The organism is Halopseudomonas sp. 4NH20-0008 (assembly GCF_057548395.1).
In genome coordinates, this window is record NZ_BAAJMD010000012.1 from 111,593 (window position 1) to 129,961 (window position 18,369).

22 protein-coding genes and 1 tRNA gene are annotated in these 18,369 nt (G+C 54.9%); 19 read left to right on the plus strand and 4 right to left on the minus strand.

Translation table 11 applies throughout. The features are described from left to right. Window positions 1-3: 3 nt before the first annotated feature. Window positions 4-201 carry a helix-turn-helix domain-containing protein gene (locus AC27HQ_RS13030; protein WP_487156609.1) on the minus strand — a complete coding sequence of 66 codons (198 nt, stop codon included), beginning with the start codon at window positions 199-201 and terminating at the stop codon, window positions 4-6. 101 nt (window positions 202-302) lie between these two features. Between AC27HQ_RS13030 and AC27HQ_RS13035 the strand changes: the two genes are divergently transcribed. The 19 genes from AC27HQ_RS13035 to AC27HQ_RS13125 all read left to right on the plus strand — a co-directional run bounded on the left by AC27HQ_RS13035 (window position 303) and on the right by AC27HQ_RS13125 (window position 11,536). Then, window positions 303-1,043, plus strand: a complete 741-nt coding sequence (locus AC27HQ_RS13035) for an XRE family transcriptional regulator (RefSeq protein ID WP_487156610.1) — start codon at window positions 303-305, stop codon at window positions 1,041-1,043. 120 nt (window positions 1,044-1,163) lie between these two features. Further along, window positions 1,164-1,334 carry a hypothetical protein gene (locus AC27HQ_RS13040; protein ID WP_487156611.1) on the plus strand — a complete coding sequence of 57 codons (171 nt, stop codon included), beginning with the start codon at window positions 1,164-1,166 and terminating at the stop codon, window positions 1,332-1,334. Between the two features lie 372 nt (window positions 1,335-1,706). Next, window positions 1,707-1,886, plus strand: a complete 180-nt coding sequence (locus AC27HQ_RS13045) for a carbon storage regulator (protein WP_487156612.1) — start codon at window positions 1,707-1,709, stop codon at window positions 1,884-1,886. A 109-nt stretch (window positions 1,887-1,995) separates the two neighbouring features. Next, a tRNA-OTHER gene (locus AC27HQ_RS13050) sits at window positions 1,996-2,066 on the plus strand. Between the two features lie 299 nt (window positions 2,067-2,365). Continuing rightward, a complete protein-coding gene (locus AC27HQ_RS13055) occupies window positions 2,366-2,563 on the plus strand; it encodes a hypothetical protein (RefSeq protein WP_487156613.1) in 198 nt (65 codons plus the stop codon). A 216-nt stretch (window positions 2,564-2,779) separates the two neighbouring features. Then, complete coding sequence (locus AC27HQ_RS13060; protein WP_487156614.1) at window positions 2,780-3,847, plus strand: hypothetical protein; 1,068 nt, start codon at window positions 2,780-2,782, stop codon at window positions 3,845-3,847. Window positions 3,848-3,854: 7 nt separating this feature from the next. Next, a complete protein-coding gene (gene bet, locus AC27HQ_RS13065) occupies window positions 3,855-4,601 on the plus strand; it encodes a phage recombination protein Bet (RefSeq protein WP_487156615.1) in 747 nt (248 codons plus the stop codon). Continuing rightward, window positions 4,585-5,256: a lambda exonuclease family protein gene (locus AC27HQ_RS13070; RefSeq protein WP_487156616.1), complete on the plus strand. Its 672-nt coding sequence runs from the start codon at window positions 4,585-4,587 to the stop codon at window positions 5,254-5,256. Before bet ends, AC27HQ_RS13070 begins: the two co-directional genes overlap by 17 nt. A 35-nt stretch (window positions 5,257-5,291) precedes the next feature. Further along, on the plus strand, window positions 5,292-5,765 hold the full coding sequence (ssb, locus tag AC27HQ_RS13075; RefSeq protein WP_487156617.1) for a single-stranded DNA-binding protein: 474 nt from the start codon (window positions 5,292-5,294) through the stop codon (window positions 5,763-5,765). Window positions 5,766-5,778: 13 nt separating this feature from the next. Further along, window positions 5,779-6,090 (plus strand): hypothetical protein, encoded by a 312-nt coding sequence (locus tag AC27HQ_RS13080; RefSeq protein ID WP_487156618.1) that lies wholly within the window; start codon window positions 5,779-5,781, stop codon window positions 6,088-6,090. 26 nt (window positions 6,091-6,116) lie between these two features. Further along, the gene (gene rdgC, locus AC27HQ_RS13085; protein ID WP_487156619.1) at window positions 6,117-7,028 is read left to right on the plus strand and encodes a recombination-associated protein RdgC; all 912 of its coding nucleotides are present in this window, start codon (window positions 6,117-6,119) and stop codon (window positions 7,026-7,028) included. Next, a complete protein-coding gene (locus AC27HQ_RS13090) occupies window positions 7,025-7,513 on the plus strand; it encodes a hypothetical protein (RefSeq protein WP_487156620.1) in 489 nt (162 codons plus the stop codon). Before rdgC ends, AC27HQ_RS13090 begins: the two co-directional genes overlap by 4 nt. Continuing rightward, window positions 7,510-7,980, plus strand: coding sequence for a hypothetical protein (locus tag AC27HQ_RS13095; protein WP_487156621.1), 471 nt, complete (start codon window positions 7,510-7,512; stop codon window positions 7,978-7,980). The genes AC27HQ_RS13090 and AC27HQ_RS13095 overlap by 4 nt, the downstream gene beginning before the upstream one ends. Before the next feature lie 82 nt (window positions 7,981-8,062). Then, on the plus strand, window positions 8,063-8,932 hold the full coding sequence (locus AC27HQ_RS13100; RefSeq protein WP_487156622.1) for a hypothetical protein: 870 nt from the start codon (window positions 8,063-8,065) through the stop codon (window positions 8,930-8,932). Continuing rightward, the gene (locus tag AC27HQ_RS13105; RefSeq protein ID WP_487156623.1) at window positions 8,929-9,228 is read left to right on the plus strand and encodes a hypothetical protein; all 300 of its coding nucleotides are present in this window, start codon (window positions 8,929-8,931) and stop codon (window positions 9,226-9,228) included. Before AC27HQ_RS13100 ends, AC27HQ_RS13105 begins: the two co-directional genes overlap by 4 nt. Beyond that, window positions 9,215-9,466 carry a hypothetical protein gene (locus tag AC27HQ_RS13110; RefSeq protein ID WP_487156624.1) on the plus strand — a complete coding sequence of 84 codons (252 nt, stop codon included), beginning with the start codon at window positions 9,215-9,217 and terminating at the stop codon, window positions 9,464-9,466. The genes AC27HQ_RS13105 and AC27HQ_RS13110 overlap by 14 nt, the downstream gene beginning before the upstream one ends. A 256-nt stretch (window positions 9,467-9,722) precedes the next feature. Beyond that, window positions 9,723-10,583 carry a hypothetical protein gene (locus tag AC27HQ_RS13115; protein WP_487156625.1) on the plus strand — a complete coding sequence of 287 codons (861 nt, stop codon included), beginning with the start codon at window positions 9,723-9,725 and terminating at the stop codon, window positions 10,581-10,583. Then, on the plus strand, window positions 10,584-10,817 hold the full coding sequence (locus tag AC27HQ_RS13120; RefSeq protein WP_487156626.1) for a helix-turn-helix transcriptional regulator: 234 nt from the start codon (window positions 10,584-10,586) through the stop codon (window positions 10,815-10,817). It begins immediately after the preceding gene. 275 nt (window positions 10,818-11,092) lie between these two features. Continuing rightward, window positions 11,093-11,536: a hypothetical protein gene (locus tag AC27HQ_RS13125; protein ID WP_487156627.1), complete on the plus strand. Its 444-nt coding sequence runs from the start codon at window positions 11,093-11,095 to the stop codon at window positions 11,534-11,536. A 46-nt stretch (window positions 11,537-11,582) separates the two neighbouring features. Here the strand turns inward: AC27HQ_RS13125 and AC27HQ_RS13130 are convergent, their stop codons facing one another. The 3 genes from AC27HQ_RS13130 to AC27HQ_RS13140 all read right to left on the minus strand — a co-directional run. Further along, the gene (locus AC27HQ_RS13130; protein WP_487156628.1) at window positions 11,583-12,509 is read right to left on the minus strand and encodes an ankyrin repeat domain-containing protein; all 927 of its coding nucleotides are present in this window, start codon (window positions 12,507-12,509) and stop codon (window positions 11,583-11,585) included. Between the two features lie 87 nt (window positions 12,510-12,596). Next, window positions 12,597-15,698: a type I restriction endonuclease subunit R gene (locus tag AC27HQ_RS13135; RefSeq protein ID WP_487156629.1), complete on the minus strand. Its 3,102-nt coding sequence runs from the start codon at window positions 15,696-15,698 to the stop codon at window positions 12,597-12,599. A gap of 213 nt (window positions 15,699-15,911) precedes the next feature. Beyond that, a partial coding sequence (locus tag AC27HQ_RS13140; RefSeq protein WP_487156630.1) for a DEAD/DEAH box helicase occupies window positions 15,912-18,369 on the minus strand: 2,458 nt, incomplete at its 5' end.

The following is an 18,369-nucleotide window of genomic DNA, read 5'->3' on the forward strand; positions in this document are numbered from 1 at the left end:
ACCTCAAGCGGCTGCCGTGTTCCGCTCGGCGTAAACCTGGGCAATAGCAGTGCCGACCGAATACTTCGGATCCAGGATCAGGCCGGACTTAATCCGGGAAATTGTCGAGACATCGCACTTGGCGCGAGCAGCCAGATCCTTTGCAGAGATCTTGGCCGGGACCATGTCATTGATCATTTCGGATAGAGATTTTGCGTGCATGGGTAACTCCTCAGTGGAGTGCATATCTTTATGCACCAGTGCAAGCAAGTCAAGAGCATTTGCCGTTGATCTATGCACTAATTTTGCGGAGCATTGCAGGCATGCAAATTCACATATCAAAGACACTGGCCCGGTTGATGTCCGAGCGCGGCATAAATCAGACTGAGCTGGCTCGGGCTACCGGTGTGACTCAGTCCACGATTTCACGCATCCTGAAGCCTTCTGGCCCGAAAGGGATCCAGAGCCCAACAGATGCGCAGGTGAAACCCTTGGCCGATTATTTCCGAATCTCGACTGATCAGCTTCGAGGATATTCACCTATCACCCAAAAAGGTGACGAATTACACATGCTCGGCAAGCTGTCAGCCTGGGATTCATCTACAGAACTTGATGATGACGAGGTATTTGTGCCTCTTTTCAAAGAAGTAGAGTTGGCAGCAGGCGCCGGATCCACGGCTGTACAAGAGGCTACTGACAGGAAAATACGCTTTGCATTGTCTACGCTCAGGGAGGCAGGCGTAATGCCAGAAAACGCAGTTGCTGCCCAGGCCAAAGGAACAAGCATGGAGAGGTTGATCATGGAAGGCGCCACGATTGGGATTGATACCGGGACAAAGCAGATAATCGACGGAGAGATCTATGCCATTGATCACGACGGTATGTTGCGGATCAAGTACCTGTATCGACTACCTGGTGGCGCGATCCGACTTCGATCTGAAAATGAACAGGAATACCCTGATGAGATAGTGGCGCCCGATCAGCTGCAATATCTCAAGATCCTTGGCTGGGTGTTTTGGTGGTCAACCGTTCGGCGCAGGCGGAACGGCACAATCAGCAAGTGAGTGGTGATCGTTATGAGCTACTGGATTGCAGCTGTACTACTGGCCGGCCTTTTTGTCTGCTATCAGACACACAGGGGCAGAGTTATACCTGGTGCCAGCGGGCCTGAGCCAGGTCTGGTTATGCTTCTGGTGCTGTCCGGCTTCATACTGACGGCCTTTGTTGCCGGATACGACAGCGCGGCATCCCCGGCGCGAGAATACCTTGATCAGCACTGCGTCGAAAACGAAGGCAAATTGATCTGCGATTACGGCGCACTTCCGGATTTAAGTCTGTCAGCAGAGCGCAGATAAAAAGCAAAATTCAGCCAGCCCGCAGACGCGGGCTTTTTTGTGCCTGTTATTCCTGTTCGCTTTCTTTTAATCCCGCAGTGCAAAAGATTATGCACAAGTGCATTGACACTGATAATGCACGAGTGCATTATTCGCCCTGTAGTTTGAAAAAGGGCAGCGAGCCGGAGCCCGAATCCGGTACAGGGGTCGCCTCCCCCGCCAGTGCAGCGTCGAACTGGAAAATAGAGTGCCGGCAGGGTAGCGCCCGTGGCCGGCTGTCGGAGCAGAAAGGGAATACAAATATCTTCATGCTCCCCGAAAACTGATTTCTTCATGCCGCTTCTATGAGGCGGCATCTGGAAACACACCCGCAATGGAACCAAGGAGATTGGAATGCTGATACTGACACGCCGGCCAGGCGAAAAACTGATCATTGACGACGGAAAAGGCCTCCAGATCGAGGTCGCTGTCCTGTCAATTAACGGATCTCAGATCCGGCTCGGAGTGAACGCGCCAAGGCACGTTTCTGTAGATCGAGAAGAGATCCACCTGGCGAAAAAGCGTAACCCGTAGGTGCATTACCGGCCCCGTCAGCGGTTTGTCTGGTGGGCATCGCCCTTTCGCTGAGAGGGCATCTGGAAGGGTTCTGCACATCGCCGCATCGACGGATGCAATGCTGTGAGGCGCGTTAGCTCAGCTTGGTAGAGCACGATGCGCACGGGGTCGCCGGTTCAAATCCGGCACGCGCCGCCAGAACCTTTCCAGATGCAGATGAATGCCCAGGCTGATGGGCAGGGACGGCTAGCGCCGATAGGTGCGAAGCCTAACGGGTGGCAGAGTGGATATGCTAATCCGCCGTCGAGCGGTAAGACGCTGGGTTCGATACCAGCCCCATGCCGGGATCAGCACCGGCCATCTGCATCAAGCGCCACCAGCTAAGAGCGTGGTACAGCCGGGAGGGACCGGCACCATTTCAAGATTACCCATCCGGGCGCGTCCGGCCCGTCCGCCAGATTCCCATCCAGGCGAAGCCGAATGGAAAGGAGAAACCCATGCAAACAAATGCAGAGCAACTGACCATGGTTGAGATCGTTAATGCGGCGAACGAAAGCGCAGACAGATCTGCTCAGGCCCGCTGGCTTTCAACGGGAGAGCACGTCAACGCGGCAGGGAGGATCCAGTACATCAACGGATTTCAGGCCGGGATCACTTGGTACAAAAAGCAGCTTGAGGATGCAGGAGATGGCTAAAACGTTATCCGTCCTGATGGCGCTGCTGGCGGTATGTCTGGCCTACGCAGTTTCGCCCTGGCTTGCATGGCTCATAGCCCTGTCGGCCCTGATCCTGAAAGGTGCGATATGAGATCGATCAAAGACGGGCTCATGGGCGGCCTGGTTGTCTACGGAATTTTCCTCGGCTGGTTTGCGGCATCCGCGCTGGCCAACTACTTCGCGGGGTAATGCACCATGAGTACACAAGCACAGCTGGTGTCGGTTGACGACATCAGCGAAAACAACGCGCCCAGCATTTACGTCAAGGGCGGCCTGACTCAGTTTCTGGAACAGGTAAAGAAGGAAGTCTCTACTGAGGTGCCGGATATTAGCACCAAGAAAGGCCGTGACCGGATCGCCAGCCTGGCCGCCAAGGTCAGCAAGTCGAAGAAGGCCGTCGAGAACCCTGGCCGCGACTACCTCAAGCGCCTGAAGGAAATGCCTAAGGTGGTCGAGGAAGAGTTGCGCGAGTTTGTCCGCGCCATGGATACCCTGCGCGATGAGACACGCAAGCCGCTGACGGAATGGGAAGAGGCTGAAGAGTCACGGGTGGCCAGCCATAACGCCGTTCTTCGTCAGATCGAAGGCTATGCCGCCGAGATTCATGCCCTGACCTGCGCTCAGATCGAAGAGCGCATTGCCGACCTTGACCTGATCCAGACCGACACCCTGGAAGAATTTGCAGACCAGGGCGCCAAGGCTAAGGCGGCAGCCATCACAGCGCTGACTGAGTACCTGCCTCACGCCCGTGAACGCGAAGCCAAAGAGGCGGAGCTTGAACGCCTGAGAGCCGAGCAAGCAGCACAGGCCCAGCGCGAACGTGAGGCGCAACTGGTGCGTGAGGCCGAAGAGCGCGCCCGTGCAGAGGCTGCTAAAGCGGCACAGGCTGAACGGGATGCAGTGATTCAGCGCGAAGCCCAAGCCAAGGCTGAAGCGGAGGCCCGCGAACGCCACCTGCAGCAGCAGGCCGAAGCGGCAGAGCGCGAAAAGGCCGAGGCAGAAAAACGCGCCATGCAGGCCGCGATTGATTCACAAGCCAAGGCAGAGGCCGCAGCAGCAGCCGAGCGCCAGCGCTATCTGGATGAGCAGAAAGAGGCAGCACGGCAGGCCGCATTGCGTGAAGCCGACACCGCCAACAAGGCCAAGGTAAACCGGGCCGCGCTGGACGCCTTCATTGCGGGCGGAATGCCCGAGGAGTTCGCCAAACAGGCCGTTGTGCTGATCGCAAAGCGCCTGATTCCCAATATCGTCATCAACTATTGAGGTTTATATGAACAATTTAGCCACCATCAAGCCGACAGGCCTAAGCCAGCGCATGGCCGACCGCTTTGGCGTTGACCAGAGCGAAATGATGCAGACCCTGAAGGCAACTGCATTCAAGGGCAATGTCACCAACGAGCAGATGCAGGCGCTGCTTATCGTTGCCGACCAGTACGGGCTGAACCCCTGGACGAAAGAGATTTACGCCTTCCCTGACAAGGGCGGAATCGTCCCGGTGGTAGGCGTTGACGGCTGGTCACGAATCATCAACGACAACCCGCAGTTCGATGGCATGGACTTCGAGCAGGATGCCGAGTCGTGCACCTGCATTATCCACCGCAAGGACCGGGGCCATCCGATCAAGGTCACTGAATGGATGAGCGAATGTAAGCGCGAGACGCAGCCCTGGAAGTCTCACCCCAAACGGATGCTGCGCCACAAGGCAATGATCCAATGCGCCCGCTTGGCGTTCGGCTTTGCCGGAATCTTCGATGAAGACGAAGCGCAGCGGATCGTTGAGCGCGATGTAACGCCCGCCGCCAACGAAAACCCCGGCCCTGCCGTCGAGACTATCGAGAACGCGCAATCAATGGACGAGTTGCATGCTGCGTTCACTTCCGCCTGGAAGCAGTACCCCGGCTCACGCGCCCTGCTGACCAAGGCAAAGGATCAGCGCAAGAAGGATCTAGCCGCGCCGATTGAGCATGACGCCGAAGAAGTGATGTTTGAGGAGGTGGACAATGGAACAGGGAACTGAGGAATGGTTTGCGGCCAGGCTCTACAAGGTGACCGCCAGCCGCGTGAAGGATGTAATGGCTCAGGGGCGCGGCAGTGCGCCCTCCGCCAGCCGCAAGAATTACATGATGGAGCTGTTGTGCGAGCGTCTGACCGGCAAGCGAGCCGAAGGCTTTACCAATGCAGCTATGCAGCGCGGAACGGACCTTGAGCCATTGGCGCGATCTGCTTACGAGGTAGATCAGGGCGTGATGATCGAAGAGGTTGGCTTGATTGACCACCCGACCATCAAGGGCTTCGCGGCCTCCCCTGATGGCTTGATCTTGCTGCCAAAGGGGCGCGGCGGACTTGAGATCAAGTGCCCCAACACCGCTAATCATGTCGCGGTCATGCAGTCAGGCAGTCATGACAGCCAATACGAGTGGCAGATGCTCGCGCAAATGTCCTGCGGCGAACTGGAATGGGTCGATTTCGTCAGCTTTGATGATCGCATGCCAGAAGCCTTGCAGTACGTTCGCTGCCGCTATGAGCGCGACGAGCCGCGCATCCGCAAGATGGAAGCCGAGGTAAAAGCTTTCCTCGAAGAGCTGGCCGAGCTTGAGCAGGAAATGCGCGAGCGAATCGCCCAGGCATCCAGCACAGCAGCGCCATCCAGCGCACTATCAAAAACCGCGTAATCAACAGCGCCCTTCGGGGCGCACAAGGATCTTAAATGGCAAAGGGTATCAACAAGGTAATTCTAATCGGTAACGTCGGGGGTGACCCTGAAGTCCGCTATCTGCCGAACGGCAATGCCGTGGCAACCATAACCCTGGCAACAAGCGATTACTGGAAGGACAAGCAGACCGGTGAGCGCAAGGAAAAAACCGAATGGCACCGGGTAGTGTTCTTTGGCCGGATTGCCGAGGTAGCCGGCGAGTATGTCCGTAAGGGTTCCAAGCTGTATCTGGAAGGCCGCCTTCAGACGCGCGAATGGGAAAAGGACGGAGTCAAGCGGTATACCACCGAGGTCATTGTGGACCAGGGAGGCCTGATGAGAATGCTGGACGGCGCGCCAGATCAGCCACAAGGCAGGCCGGCAACCCAGCAAAGGCCACCACAGCGCCAACAGCAATCTGCACCACAGCAGGCACCACAGCAACAGGCGCCTGACTACGACAGTTTCGACGACGACATTCCTTTTTAGACAGGATCCGGCAATGAAAATAACAGTCCTGGTTGCGGCTCTGCTCGCAGCCTTTGGCGCGCAAGCGCAAACGCTTTGTGACTCAATCGCCAACTATTCCGAGGCCTCGATAGTATCGCGCAACAACGGCGCCACCCTGACCGACATTCTGAGCATTGAGGTCGAGGGCGCATCAGAACAAACAAGGCGCGCACTGAGGGCAATCGTGATCGACGCCTACAGTCGCCGGATCCCGTACACCGAAGAAGCCAGAGCCAGGCAGGTCCATGAGTTCAGGACCGAGTGGCATCTTATGTGCCTGGAAGCGCGCGGCATTGACGGCTGAACCTATCTAGATACCGAGAAAAGACCATGATCAAAAACATTATTTGCTATTCCGCCGAGCTGCCAGACGCTGCCGAGCTCGAAACCCGTATGGCTGACTTCGATCACCGGCCTGTCATGCAGAGTCACGTTTCATCAGTCGGGTTCAAGAAAGAAAATGACCGCCTGGAGCGAATCGTCAAGCTGCCTGAAGGCCTGACATTCCTGGTGCAGATCGACGAAAAGGTATTACCGGCAGGCCCGGTAAGAAAAGCCAAGGCTGACGCGGTAAAGGCTGCAGAAGACGAGGCCGGCTGCCCGCTGGACAAGGGCATGATCCAAGAAATTGAAGCCAGGGTAATGACCAAGATCATTGCTGACGCCCTGGTCAAGACCACTATCGTTCGCGCCGTCTACTGCCCCAAGGACAAGCTGTTGATGGTGCTGACTTCCAGCAAGGAAAAGGCTGACCGGGTCGTTCGCCTGCTGATTGCCTGCTGTGAATCGGTCAAGACCGCCACGATCCATGTTGACGGTGTGCGCAACGGGCTGACCGCCAGGCTGGTGAACCATATCGAAGGTCTGCCCAAGGACTTTGGTGAGTTTGCCATCGGCAATACGGTCACCCTGAAGGGCGATGATCAGCGGATAGTCATCGACGTGCCTGTCATCGACGACGCCGAGCGCGCCATTATCGAAGCTACCAGCAACGGGATGGTTGTCGAGAAGCTGGAGCTGGTTCACGGGCAAATGTCGTTTGTCCTGGATTCATCCTTTCGCATGAGCAAGATCGACTTTCGCGGAGATCCGGACGAGCAGGACACCGAGGACCGAGAAGAAGAGTACTGGATCACCACGCTGGCCGCCGAGGCTATCCAGGTAGCCGCTGCGATACAGGAGCTCTGCAAGATCTTCGGTCGCCAGCTGGACATCGAGATTGACGGGGAGGAACAGCAGTGACGGAGCGGATCCCTGACGAAAAAATCGCCGAGTCAGCGGAAATTGAAATGCTGACACAGCAGTTTCTGGCAAGCGGTGGATCCATTAAAACCGGGGGTCCAGTTGGACCCGCCGGCCCCACCAGCAAAGACATCAGCAGGGAGCGCGCTTATGCCAAGCGCAAGCTGGCCAGGGATGCCAGGACTCGCAAGATCATGCCCAAGGTTGTCGAGCTGCATTGGCAGGGTATGAATGCGAATCAGATCCGCGTGGAGCTGGGCCTTGGATCCGTTGCCGAGGTACAGGTCGCGCTGTACGAGGCCGGCGAGGATCCAGCCCTGCACAGTACGGCGGCACTTGGAAAGGCTGTCCTGGATCAGCTCAAGCAATATGCCGAGGCCGGCAGAACCCTGACCGAGGCAGCCACACTTTGCGGTCTGGAGCTGGAGCGCGCAGCAGGCGCTACCAGGACATACGGGTTCAAGTTCAAGGCAAAGCCAGCATGAAGAAAAGGCGCAAGAAAAACGACTCCAGAAAGCGGATAACGCTATTCACCAGGGCGCTGCTTCGGCAGCACTCAGTCGTCGTGGTTCATCTGGATCCGTCCGGCAGGCAGGGATTGATCAACTGGAAAAACCTGAAATCAATACCAGCCGGCGAACAGCTGGCTTCAGGGATCTGCGACCTTCCGCATCATTGGATTATCTACCTGGCTGTTTTCTGCGTCAGCCAATCAGGCGAGAAGTACATAAAGGCAAACGAGATAAAGCCTTGCGGAATATACAGGTCAGAGCAGCTGGCCGAGGTAATGGAGGCGCATCACGAAGAACTGCTTTACAGCTGCAATCCTGGCCATGTCTTTGGTCTAGGATGGATTGCCAGTCCTGTTGGCCAATCACTTGATCACAACCAGGCAGCCAGGGTTTTTGAGGCCGTTGGTTGCTGGTCGAATAACAACCCAGAACATGAATAAACCCAGAAGCTGCGGCTGCCAGAACTGGCTGACCGAATGCAACCAGCGAGAAGGCTGCTACAGCGCAACGAGGATGAAGGCTATGAGCAATAACGTGAAGTTGTCAGAGCGAGTGCGCCCCGGTGCCGAGGCTGCCCCTTGGGTGTGCGAGGAAATAGCGCGCTTGGAGGCTGAGCTAGAGGCAGCCCGCCAGCAAGCGGTGCCGAGCGAGCTGACCGAAGCGCTGCGCCAATATCGCCACAACGATGGCTCGGAGGGTTTTGTGTTCGGTTACGACAAGGCAATGACTGATCGGTATTTCGCCGGATTGCTCGCAACAGCCCAACAGGCAGAAAAAAGAGGTGTTGAGCCTGGAGAGTACTTCGGCATTTACCATGACGATGGGCTGCCATCCTCACAGGCAGAGCAAGCGGTGGAGCCGTTCTGGTACGCAGTGGTTAGCGAAACAGCGCCAGTAGTGAATAAAGCAATCCGCCGACTCGATGTTGCAGAAGAGTACGCCGATAAGTGTGCAGCTAATTATCCGGGCGTGCGAGTTGTTCCGCTCTACACAGCCCCGCCCGCCACTGCGCCTGCTGAGCGGGTGTGCAAGGGCGATTGGGGTCTTGGTTCGCGCTGCATTGCGTCGAAGCCTGCTGAGCGGGTGGAGCTTGAGCGGTACGACGCTGGATACCTTGGTGATGGTGGCGGCGGCAATGTTGAGTGGTGGCAGGACTATCTGCGCAGCGAATTGGATCGAGCACATGAGTTTTATCAGGATCAGGTTGAGGGCATTACAGCCCCGCCCGCCCCTGACGTTTCGGGGCTGGTGGAGGCGATTGAGAAAGGGTTTCCACTGTTCGATGAAATCGGGCTGGATGCCGTCGAGCATCACTGCGAGTGGTCGCTACAGCAGGATCGCAAGCGTTTGCATGCCCTGATCGCCGCCCATAAGCAGGAGCAACAACCATGACAACCAATAAGACCAACGATGTAGGCGCAGTCACCGCACGCCTGAACAAGGCGCAATTGGCTCTGGATCAGGCCAGTTGCGCGCTGACGGATTTACTCAACGAAGCCTACCCGGTAGGGACTGTTCTGCTGGTGCGGCATGGAAACGGGACGACGCTGGTAACGGTATTCGCTCGCACATGGCCGGGAGGGGCGCGAGCAAATAAGCTCCGCTGTCGGTACGTTAATAGCAAGAAAGGGAGCACGAAGGACGTGTCGTTCCATGATGTGCTGGAGGTGCTGGATGACAACCAATAAGCCAGATGCGCTACTGGCTGCAAAACGCGTAATGCTCCAGCTTTCGCAGGCCGAGCAGGATCGGCTGCTTGAACAGTACCTATCGGACGGAATAGCAGCCGACAAGGCGCGGATAGCGGAGTTGGAAGCGGTCCTGGCCTATGCGCGGGCGGTATTACCTGCCGAAAGGTGGGCAGACGACGCAAAGCGCATGATCGACACAGCACTAGCCCAGCAGGGCAAGGAAGGTGGAGAGTGAGCGGCGCAATAATTCACATCACCTGGGCCAAGATATACCGCTTCAAAGGCATCACGTTCGAGTGGCACGACTACTGCGGTCCGACATTCCTGCGCCGCAAAGACCTAGACATGAAGCCAGCGCTTACCAGGCCTATGCGCGAATACGGCCTGCTTGGTCAATGGCTGCGGCTGTCCAGGCAAGACCGCGAACAGTTCCGAATCTAACACCCTTCACTCATCACCCTTCATCACCCTACACGCCGGGAGGCAATCTAATGACTGAATCTACAGCATTAAAGCTATTTGAAGACACCCAAAGCACGATGATTCTTATGATGCTCTACCCGCTAATGTCCACCACCGAAGAAGTGCGCGACGAAGTGGCCCGCAAGGTGCGCGGCGAGAGAACTGCTATAAAGAGATTTCCAGATCAAGGCGAGTTGATAGGAGCCAAGCCTGTAAGCCCGGTAAGCGCGTACACGTTTGACGCGACGGACAGAGATCGCATGTATGCAACCGGCCCCGAATACTTGCTGCGGCACCCTGCCGAAACCCTGGGTGATCGCTCAGAGCTTATGATGATGTGCGAGGACGGCACGGTTAAGTGGACGTGCTTCATAAAGAAAGACAAACCAAAGAAAGTAATCTGCGCAGAGAAAATACATTCCTTCTATGAGTTCCACTGTATGACTGGCGGCCCTGATGGGTGGAACGACTACGGCATTCGCGCCATAGCTTTCAACAAAAGCGGGCGGCCACTGATGATGAAGATAGACGGCTTGCACGGCTTTACCGGGCAAGACGCATTCAATGCGTTTGTAGCTGCCAGCGTTATAGAAGACGCTCATCGTTCGGGGGTGGTGCTTTGCACGCTTGAGGCCGAGTCCAAGATTACATTTCCGGTTTCGATTGATGAGTACAAGAAATTCCTGGCAGATCGAGATGGATATAAAAACACGCCCACCGGCAGACGCAATACGATTCTGCACTTCTGCGCCGAGTATGCAAGACAACGAGGCGGAAAGCTGTCAGAGGTTCGGGCGCACGCAAGGGGTTCAAGGGTATTCGAGACAGGCGGGATGACGCTGAAACTGACGCCTCCCGCTGAATGGGACGAACTGAGCCGGGAGGCATAGATGAACAAAGAAGTGAATGTAATCGACCCAGACACCCATTTGATAACAATCAGTCAGGCTGCTTCAATGTGTAGCAGAAGCCGAAGCGGCTTTTCAAAACTCAGGCTGGCAGACTCCAGTTTCCCGAAGCCGGTCAAGTTGTCGGAGAGCAATGCCCGGAATGCCAGAGTGGCTTTCGTGCTGTCCGAGGTCCAGGAATGGATCGAGAAGCGCAAGCAGCAACGAGGCCAGTAACTTGAACCTTGTACAGCGCGGTGTACATCCGCGCTATGCAGGTCCAGTAAATACCAGCAATTACCTGACCGTTTCGATTCCCTTCACCCGCTCCATGTCCATGTGCCAACCGACCTTGCATAATTTTAAAATCTCCCGCAGTGATGCCGTAATGGCATCAGCGTTAACGTATTGTAGCCAACCGAACTAAAACATCAGCTAGCCGAATAAGACCACGTGGAAAGATCACAATGTTCCACATACCGAAGCCTTAACCATAAGAAGAAACGAAACAAATGAAAGTTTTCATCCTGCTAGCCCTTTTTACCGTTGCCGGCTGCGCCATCAAACCATACGAAGAACTCAGACTCGATACCACATCCGACTTCAAGACTCCCACGCAGGGAATGGCTGGCCTGTATATATATCAATGGAAATCAGGGGTATTTGGAGCGGGCTCAGATGTTGAGTTCGAGATAACAGATGGCCCTAAGCTTTCACTTAATACCGGAGAGTATGGGTATCTGGAGATCGTACCGGGTGAATACCAATATAAAGCATTGGGGGGCCCGCGTCCTATGTTCGTTCCGTTGAAGCTAGAGGCAGGCAAAAACTACTTTTTTCGCTCATATTTGAGCTATGGCATGGATACATCATCACTCATAAGATCTCAGTCCCAAATCGACGATGCGAAGCGGAACATCTCAAGCGGTCGTTACGAAATCAACACCCTGGATTAGAAATCTGCAATTAAACAGATCTGCACTATTCAATGAAATCGTTGAATTAAAAACGCCAGCTTTCTCTAAGCCAATCAAGCCGCTGCTGTAAAAGAGGAAGTGCCTGGGTGTCCCAGAACTCACCGGAAACCTCACTGGTAACCATTTCACTTCCAAGATTTCGCACCAAAACATCGTCCGAAGGAGTTAACGTCGATCCAGTGATCACGGCAAAGGCCGCCCTCAAGCTATCTGACAACCCATGACCACTGGCGGGCAGAGCAGCGCGCGAAAAGATTCGTCGCATTTCCAGCCATAGAAACGGATCGCCTCGCACTGCCCATTTCGATGGTACGGGATCGAACAGCTCTGCGATAACTGACCAGCTTTCTCCCAAACGGGCGCAATCTGGCTGTTGCATAATCCTCGCCAACAGAGGAAAAAAGGTATCAAGCCAGAAGTCAGCACTGATCGTAAACAACAGATTCGAACCGACCTGGAAGCTATTCTCTTGACCGCGCCGCATCTCAAGCCCCGTTAACGCCCGTAAGGCTATTAGCACTGTCTCAGACACGTCTGATGCCTGAGGCTCAATAATTTCAAGGCTGAACATTTCGATCAGACGATCGCAGATAACCTTATTGCCGTCATATCTTCCGAAAATTGATGAGTGCTCCGAGACAAGTCGACGTATCAGTCTGGAAACAGACAACGGCCGAGGCATCAGGAGATAGTGCAGATCCTTTCGTTCTGGATGCGCTTCAACAGCAACCTGCTGTGCAGTTTGCTGAAGGCTGTTGAGACAAAACGGATCGGCGCCCAAGGCCAGCAGCGCTCCGATGACCGGCGCGTTTGCCGCCTGCCTGGCGGCTTGATGCAGCGGGGTAACACCGAGATCGGAATCAAGCTCATTTATTTCATGGGAATATACCCTGAGCTGAGCCAGTAGTTCGGGCCACTGACCGCTAGAAGCCAACTGTGCGTTGTTATTCATTCGTCTCCCTACCGGATCTACTGGATTTATCAAAGACCAGATGAATTGTTCGCATGCCTTTGCGGGGGCATTCATTCCGACTATTCATTACATCCACGCCTCACACAGCGTCTCCGCCTGCGCCAGCACCAGCTGGGCGGCTTCTTCAGCCTGATCCGGTGGGTATTTGTACTTGCGCAAGATACGCTTGACCATCAACCGCAGTTTGGCCCGGACGCTATCGCGATTGCTCCAGTCCACCGTGACGTTCTGCCTGAGACTGTCAGTCAGTTCATGGGCAATCTTTGCGAGTATTTCGTCACCCAGCTCACGCACCGAGGCTTCATTGTTGGCAAGGGCATCATAGAAGGCCAGTTCGTCATCGTTAAGGCCCAACTCATCGCCGCGCTTGCTGGCAGCCGCAAATTTCTTGGCCATCTCGATCAGCTCTTCGATAACCTGAGCCGTTTCAATTGATCGGTTTTGATAGCGCTTGATAACATTGTCGAGCAATTCGGAGAACTTCTTTTCCTGCGCCAGATTGCTGGAGTACTTGCTCTTGATCTCGCCTTCCAGCAGTCGCTCCAGCAGTTCAACCGCGAGATTCTTCTCAGGCAGGTTGCGGACCTCAGCAAGAAACTCATCATCCAACAGGCCAATATTAGGCTTATCCAAACCCACCGCGGCAAACACATCCACCACATCACCCGAGACAACCGCACTACCGATGATCTGACGGATCGCCAGCTCGCGCTCTTCATCCGTTTTCTTCTTGGCGCTGATCTCACGCTTGGTCAGCATCACCTTGATAGCCTGAAAGAATGCCACTTCCTCGCGCACAGCCTTGGCTTCATCCAGTGTGCAGCACAGGGTAAAGGCTTTGCTCATGGCCAGAGCGTTGTCGGAAAAGCGTTTTTTACCATCCTCCAGGCCCAGGACATGGTTGGCCGCGCCGGCCAGCAACTTGTGTCCGCCGTTCAGGTAGTCGCTGTAATCGAAACCATGCAGCAGGCAACGCAGAACATCGAGCTTTTCCTCCAGCACTGAGTAGGCCTCATGGGCATCAACAGTTGGCCGTCCCCTGCCCTTGCTGGCGGTATATTCCTTGAGCGCCGCTTTCAACTCGTTAGCAATGCCAATGTAATCGACGACCAGACCGCCTTGCTTGTCCTTGAACACCCGATTTACCCGCGCGATAGCCTGCATGAGGTTATGGCCCTTCATGGGTTTATCGACATACAAGGTATGCACGCAGGGTGCATCAAAGCCGGTAAGCCACATATCCCGCACAATGACCATCTGGAGGGGATCGTTTGGATCCTTGAAACGTTTCTCCAGGCGTTTTTTCACCTGATTGGGATATATATGCGGCCGCAATAACGCCTTATCTGACGCACTGCCCGTCATCACGATTTTAATTGCGCCCTTTTCAGGGTCTTCATCATGCCACTCAGGGCGAATGGCAATGATCGCGTTGTACAGGTGCGCACAGATCTCCCGGCTCATGGCGACCACCATGGCCTTGCCGCTTTGTGCCTGGTTGCGCTCCTCAAAGTGGGTCACCAGATCGGCCGCCACACTATGAATGCGCGGCTCTGCCCCTACCACCTTCTCAAGTGCCGCCCAACGGGACTTCAGACGAGACTGCTGGTCTTCCTCCTCATCCTCAGCCAGTTCATCGACCTCCTCGTCGATATAGGACAACTCCGAATCCTTGAGCGATAACTTGGCCAGCCGCGACTCATAATAGATCGCCACAGTAGCGCCATCTTCCTTGGCCTGCTGCATGTCATAGACATGAATGTAATCGCCAAATACCGCACGGGTATCTCGGTCTTCACTGGAAACGGGCGTACCGGTAAAGGCCACGAAGGTTGCGTTGGGCAGCGCATCGCGCAGGTGCTGAGCATAGCCAACCTGGTATCGAGCACCATCTTCTGCAGCTTTCAAACCAGGCGCCTTGAGTGTGGCGCTGAAGCCGTACTGCGTGCGGTGCGCCTCATCGGCTACCACAACGATATTGGAGCGGTTAGACAACACCGGGAAGCTGTCTTCATCCTCACCCGGCATAAACTTCTGAATAGTGGCGAAGACAATACCGCCACTGGGCCTGTTGGCCAGTTTCTCGCGCAGATCACCGCGTGTTGCAACCTGAACCGGCTCTTCACGCAGCAAATCCTGCGACAAGGAAAACACACCGAACAACTGGCCATCCAGATCATTGCGGTCAGTGATGACAACAATGGTCGGGTTTTCCATCGCAGCTTCCTGCATGACGCGCGCAGCAAAGCAGGTCATGGTGATGCTCTTGCCCGAGCCCTGGGTATGCCAGACCACACCGCCCTTATGGGTGCCGCCCGGGCGCGAAGCGCTGACCACTTGCTGAATGGCCGCTCTCACTGCATGAAACTGGTGATAACCAGCGATTTTCTTGACCAGTCGCCCGTCATCCTCAAAGAGCACAAAGTAGCGCAGGTAATCCAGTAGCATCGCTGGGTGCAAGACACCGCGAACCAGGGTCTCCAGCTCGTTGAACTCACCCAGCGGATCAACAGTTACCCCGTCAATGGTGCGCCAACGGGCAAAACGTTCTATATCAGCTGACAGGGAGCCCATACGAGCCTCGCTACCGTCGGCAATAACGAGAATCTCGTTGTACTGAAAGAGATCGGGGATCTGCTCTTTGTAGGTCTGAATCTGATCGAACGCCTTGACCAAATCGGCATTCACATCCGCTGGATTTTTCAGCTCCAACAACACCAGTGGCAAGCCATTGACGAACAGAATGATATCCGGCCGTCTGGTATGTTTAGGTCCCTGAATGCTGAACTGATTGATAGCCAGCCACTCATTGGCTTGCACATCGACCCAGTCGATCAAGCGAACAAAGTCGCCCCGTGTTTCACCGTCCTTCTGGTACTGAACGGGCACGCCGCTGACCAACAGCCGATGGAACAGGCGGTTGGCCGATAGCTGAATCGGCAATCCAAGATCCACAACCTGTTTGAGTGCATCCTCCCGAGCTGCCACAGGGATGGTCGGATTGAGTCTGGCAATAGCCCCCCTCAAGCGTTCGACCAACAGCACCTGACGGTAATGCGCGCGCTCCGGGCTATCACCATCATGGGCGATATCAGGGCCATAGAGGTGGGTATAGCCAACCTCCGCCAGCCAGCCGAGGGTTTCCTGCTCCAGTTGATCTTCAGTCATTTATTCGGGCCTTACCTGGCAGTGAAGTCTGGTTAATAGCGCACAGCATCGCCAACAGAAGTGAAGCAACCATTCGTAGCGAGCAAAAGTCAGCTAAAGTCGCCCACGGACAACGCATCGCCTGGAGACCCGCATATGGCGGAGGTATCAAGGCAAATGCCCTCCCTTCCAGAGAGTCGTTATCAAGCCTGAAGGATAGCGCGTAACTCATCATTAAACCCTCAGAACATCCCCGAAATCAGTCGCGGTAATGTCGGCTGAGCCGTGCAGCATGTCTTTCGCAAGGTCTCTTCGTTTTTCAAGCAAGTCACTCAAGGTTGCTTCAAAGGTCTGGATGTTGGCGTCAGTCACCGTTGGGTAATACACAAATACATCCTTTTCCTGACCAATCCGGTAGGCGCGATCGGTAGCCTGATCCTCTTTGGCTGGGTTCCAGCAGCGGGTGAAGTGAATGACATGGTTGGCCGCCTGCACATTCACACCGAAACCAACCGCAATAGTGGACAGAATAATTACCGAAAAGCCCGGCTCGTCTTGAAACTGATCTATCAGCTTTTGCCGGCTTTGCGCACTCTTACTGCTGGTGCTGGTATCACCGTTGATCACCGTAGGCTTGAACCCGAATCGCCCCTGAATCGCATGTTGAAGCTCACGCTGTATGTCACGCAGCTCACTGAATATGATGACCTTGTCTGCGCGCCCAGCCGCGCGAATAGCTTCAAGCGTGCTGATCAGCCACTTCAGTTTTGGAGAATGTTCGCGAAGACGCTCATCTGGCTTGATGCTGTATGGATGAGCGCAAACCAGTTTGAGCTTATGCAAAAGTCCGAGCATACCGCTCTCGCGCCTGTCTAACTGGTCCTGCACTTGCTGACTCTGTTTGTAGTGAGCAACTTCGGACATATACAGGGTGCGTTGCAACGCATGCATTGGCAGTTTTCGGCACGCTGAATCGACAATCTTGGCTGGTAGATCCTTGGCTACATCAGATTTGGTTCGCCGCAATGTTTGCGGCTCAATCAGCCGACGCAACCTATCGAGAGCCTCTGTATCTCGCTCAAGCCCGGCTTCAATCGGACGTTGATACTCTTTGCCAAACTGATTCAATCCACCAAGAAACCCAGGTTGAATGAAATCAAACAAACACCACAGGTCAACCAGCGAGTTTTCAACCGGTGTCCCTGTGCAAGCAACCCGAAACTGTGCAGGTATAGCCTTGGCTGCCTGAGTGATCATGGCAGCCGGGTTCTTGATTTTCTGGGCCTCATCACAAACAACAATTGCCCATTGCTGCCTTGCCAATGAAAATTCCTGATCCCGCAAGGTTTCATATGTGGTTAGCACTATACGTGCACCACCAAGCCAACCTGGCCGCAACAGGTTTCTTATTCCCTTTGCCTTAAGATCGTCAGGGATTTCTTCTTTTTTGAATTTGACCGCGCTTAAAGCCGAGCCATATAACTTGAGCACAGACAGCGCGTCCGCAAAGAAAAACCGCTCTAACTCCCTTTCCCAGTTATCCAGCAGAGATACCGGAGCGACGATCAGGGTTGGCTTGCCCTCAGGGTTTTGCTCGAGGTACCAAACCAAAAAGGTCAACAACTGTATGGTCTTGCCCAGCCCCATATCGTCAGCCAGCAAACAGCCTGCAACGTGCGTTGGCGATAGTCCAAAAAGATGCTGCATCCAGGCCACGCCCTTGCGCTGATGATCACGCAAAACAACGTCCGGCCTCAGCAGCTCTGGCAGATCAGCCGAAGCAGTTCGGCCAGCCATCAAGGCAGACTCACGGCGATGCGCGTAATTGGCTTCTTCAATATTGTTTTCAATCTGCAAGACAGCTCGCGCGGCTTTAGTCGAGTTCAAAGCCTCCACAGCTGTCTTGGGATTAAGCTTTTTTGCCCAGGTTTCGAACAGTTGCTCAGCTGACTTGATCAGCATTGGTACGTCAGAACCGGGCAGGCAGACAGTCTCATCGCCGGCAGCACGGGCCTCGTCCAATCGCTGCTCAAATTGGTCGAACTGGTCACGGTCAGCGAAGTCCCATGTATCAGGAAAAACAGCATCAAAACCGAGGCTGCCTGCATTCTCAGGCAACCAGTTCTCAGTCGCATCCTTGACTAAAAAGGGTGAGGTAATTCGCTCCGCTTCACCTATCCCGATAACACGATCGCCGTAGGAGTTCAGATCCATGACAGCCTCGAACTCCTGCCCGGATTCCTGTCTCTGCCATTCACCCAACAGTTCACTCAGCCCGGCTAGCTGGACGAGATCAAAATCACTTAATTCCAGCTCATAGCCCTGCCAAAAGCCTGCAGGCATTCCAGCCGCCAACTTTAATTGCAGCTCGTTAACAAAGCGTGCCAACTCGCCAGCTGAAGCAAAGCTCAACTCGATGTCAGGTAAGGGGTTGTCAGAGATGGGCTCAAGGTACAACCCTACGGATTGAATACGTTTTCCGTCATCGCTCAAACAGGGTTCCAGCCGGAATCGATGGAAATGAATTCCCGCCTCGGCTAATTGATGCTCGTATTCGCCAGGATCGACGACGCCATCGGCGGCCTCGCCAATAACACTAAAGGGATTCCGAATGAGCGTCAGCGCCGCATCCCCAGCCACTCGTCGACCGGGCAAAGCACGGACTGACTCAAGAACCGATTTAACATCCTGT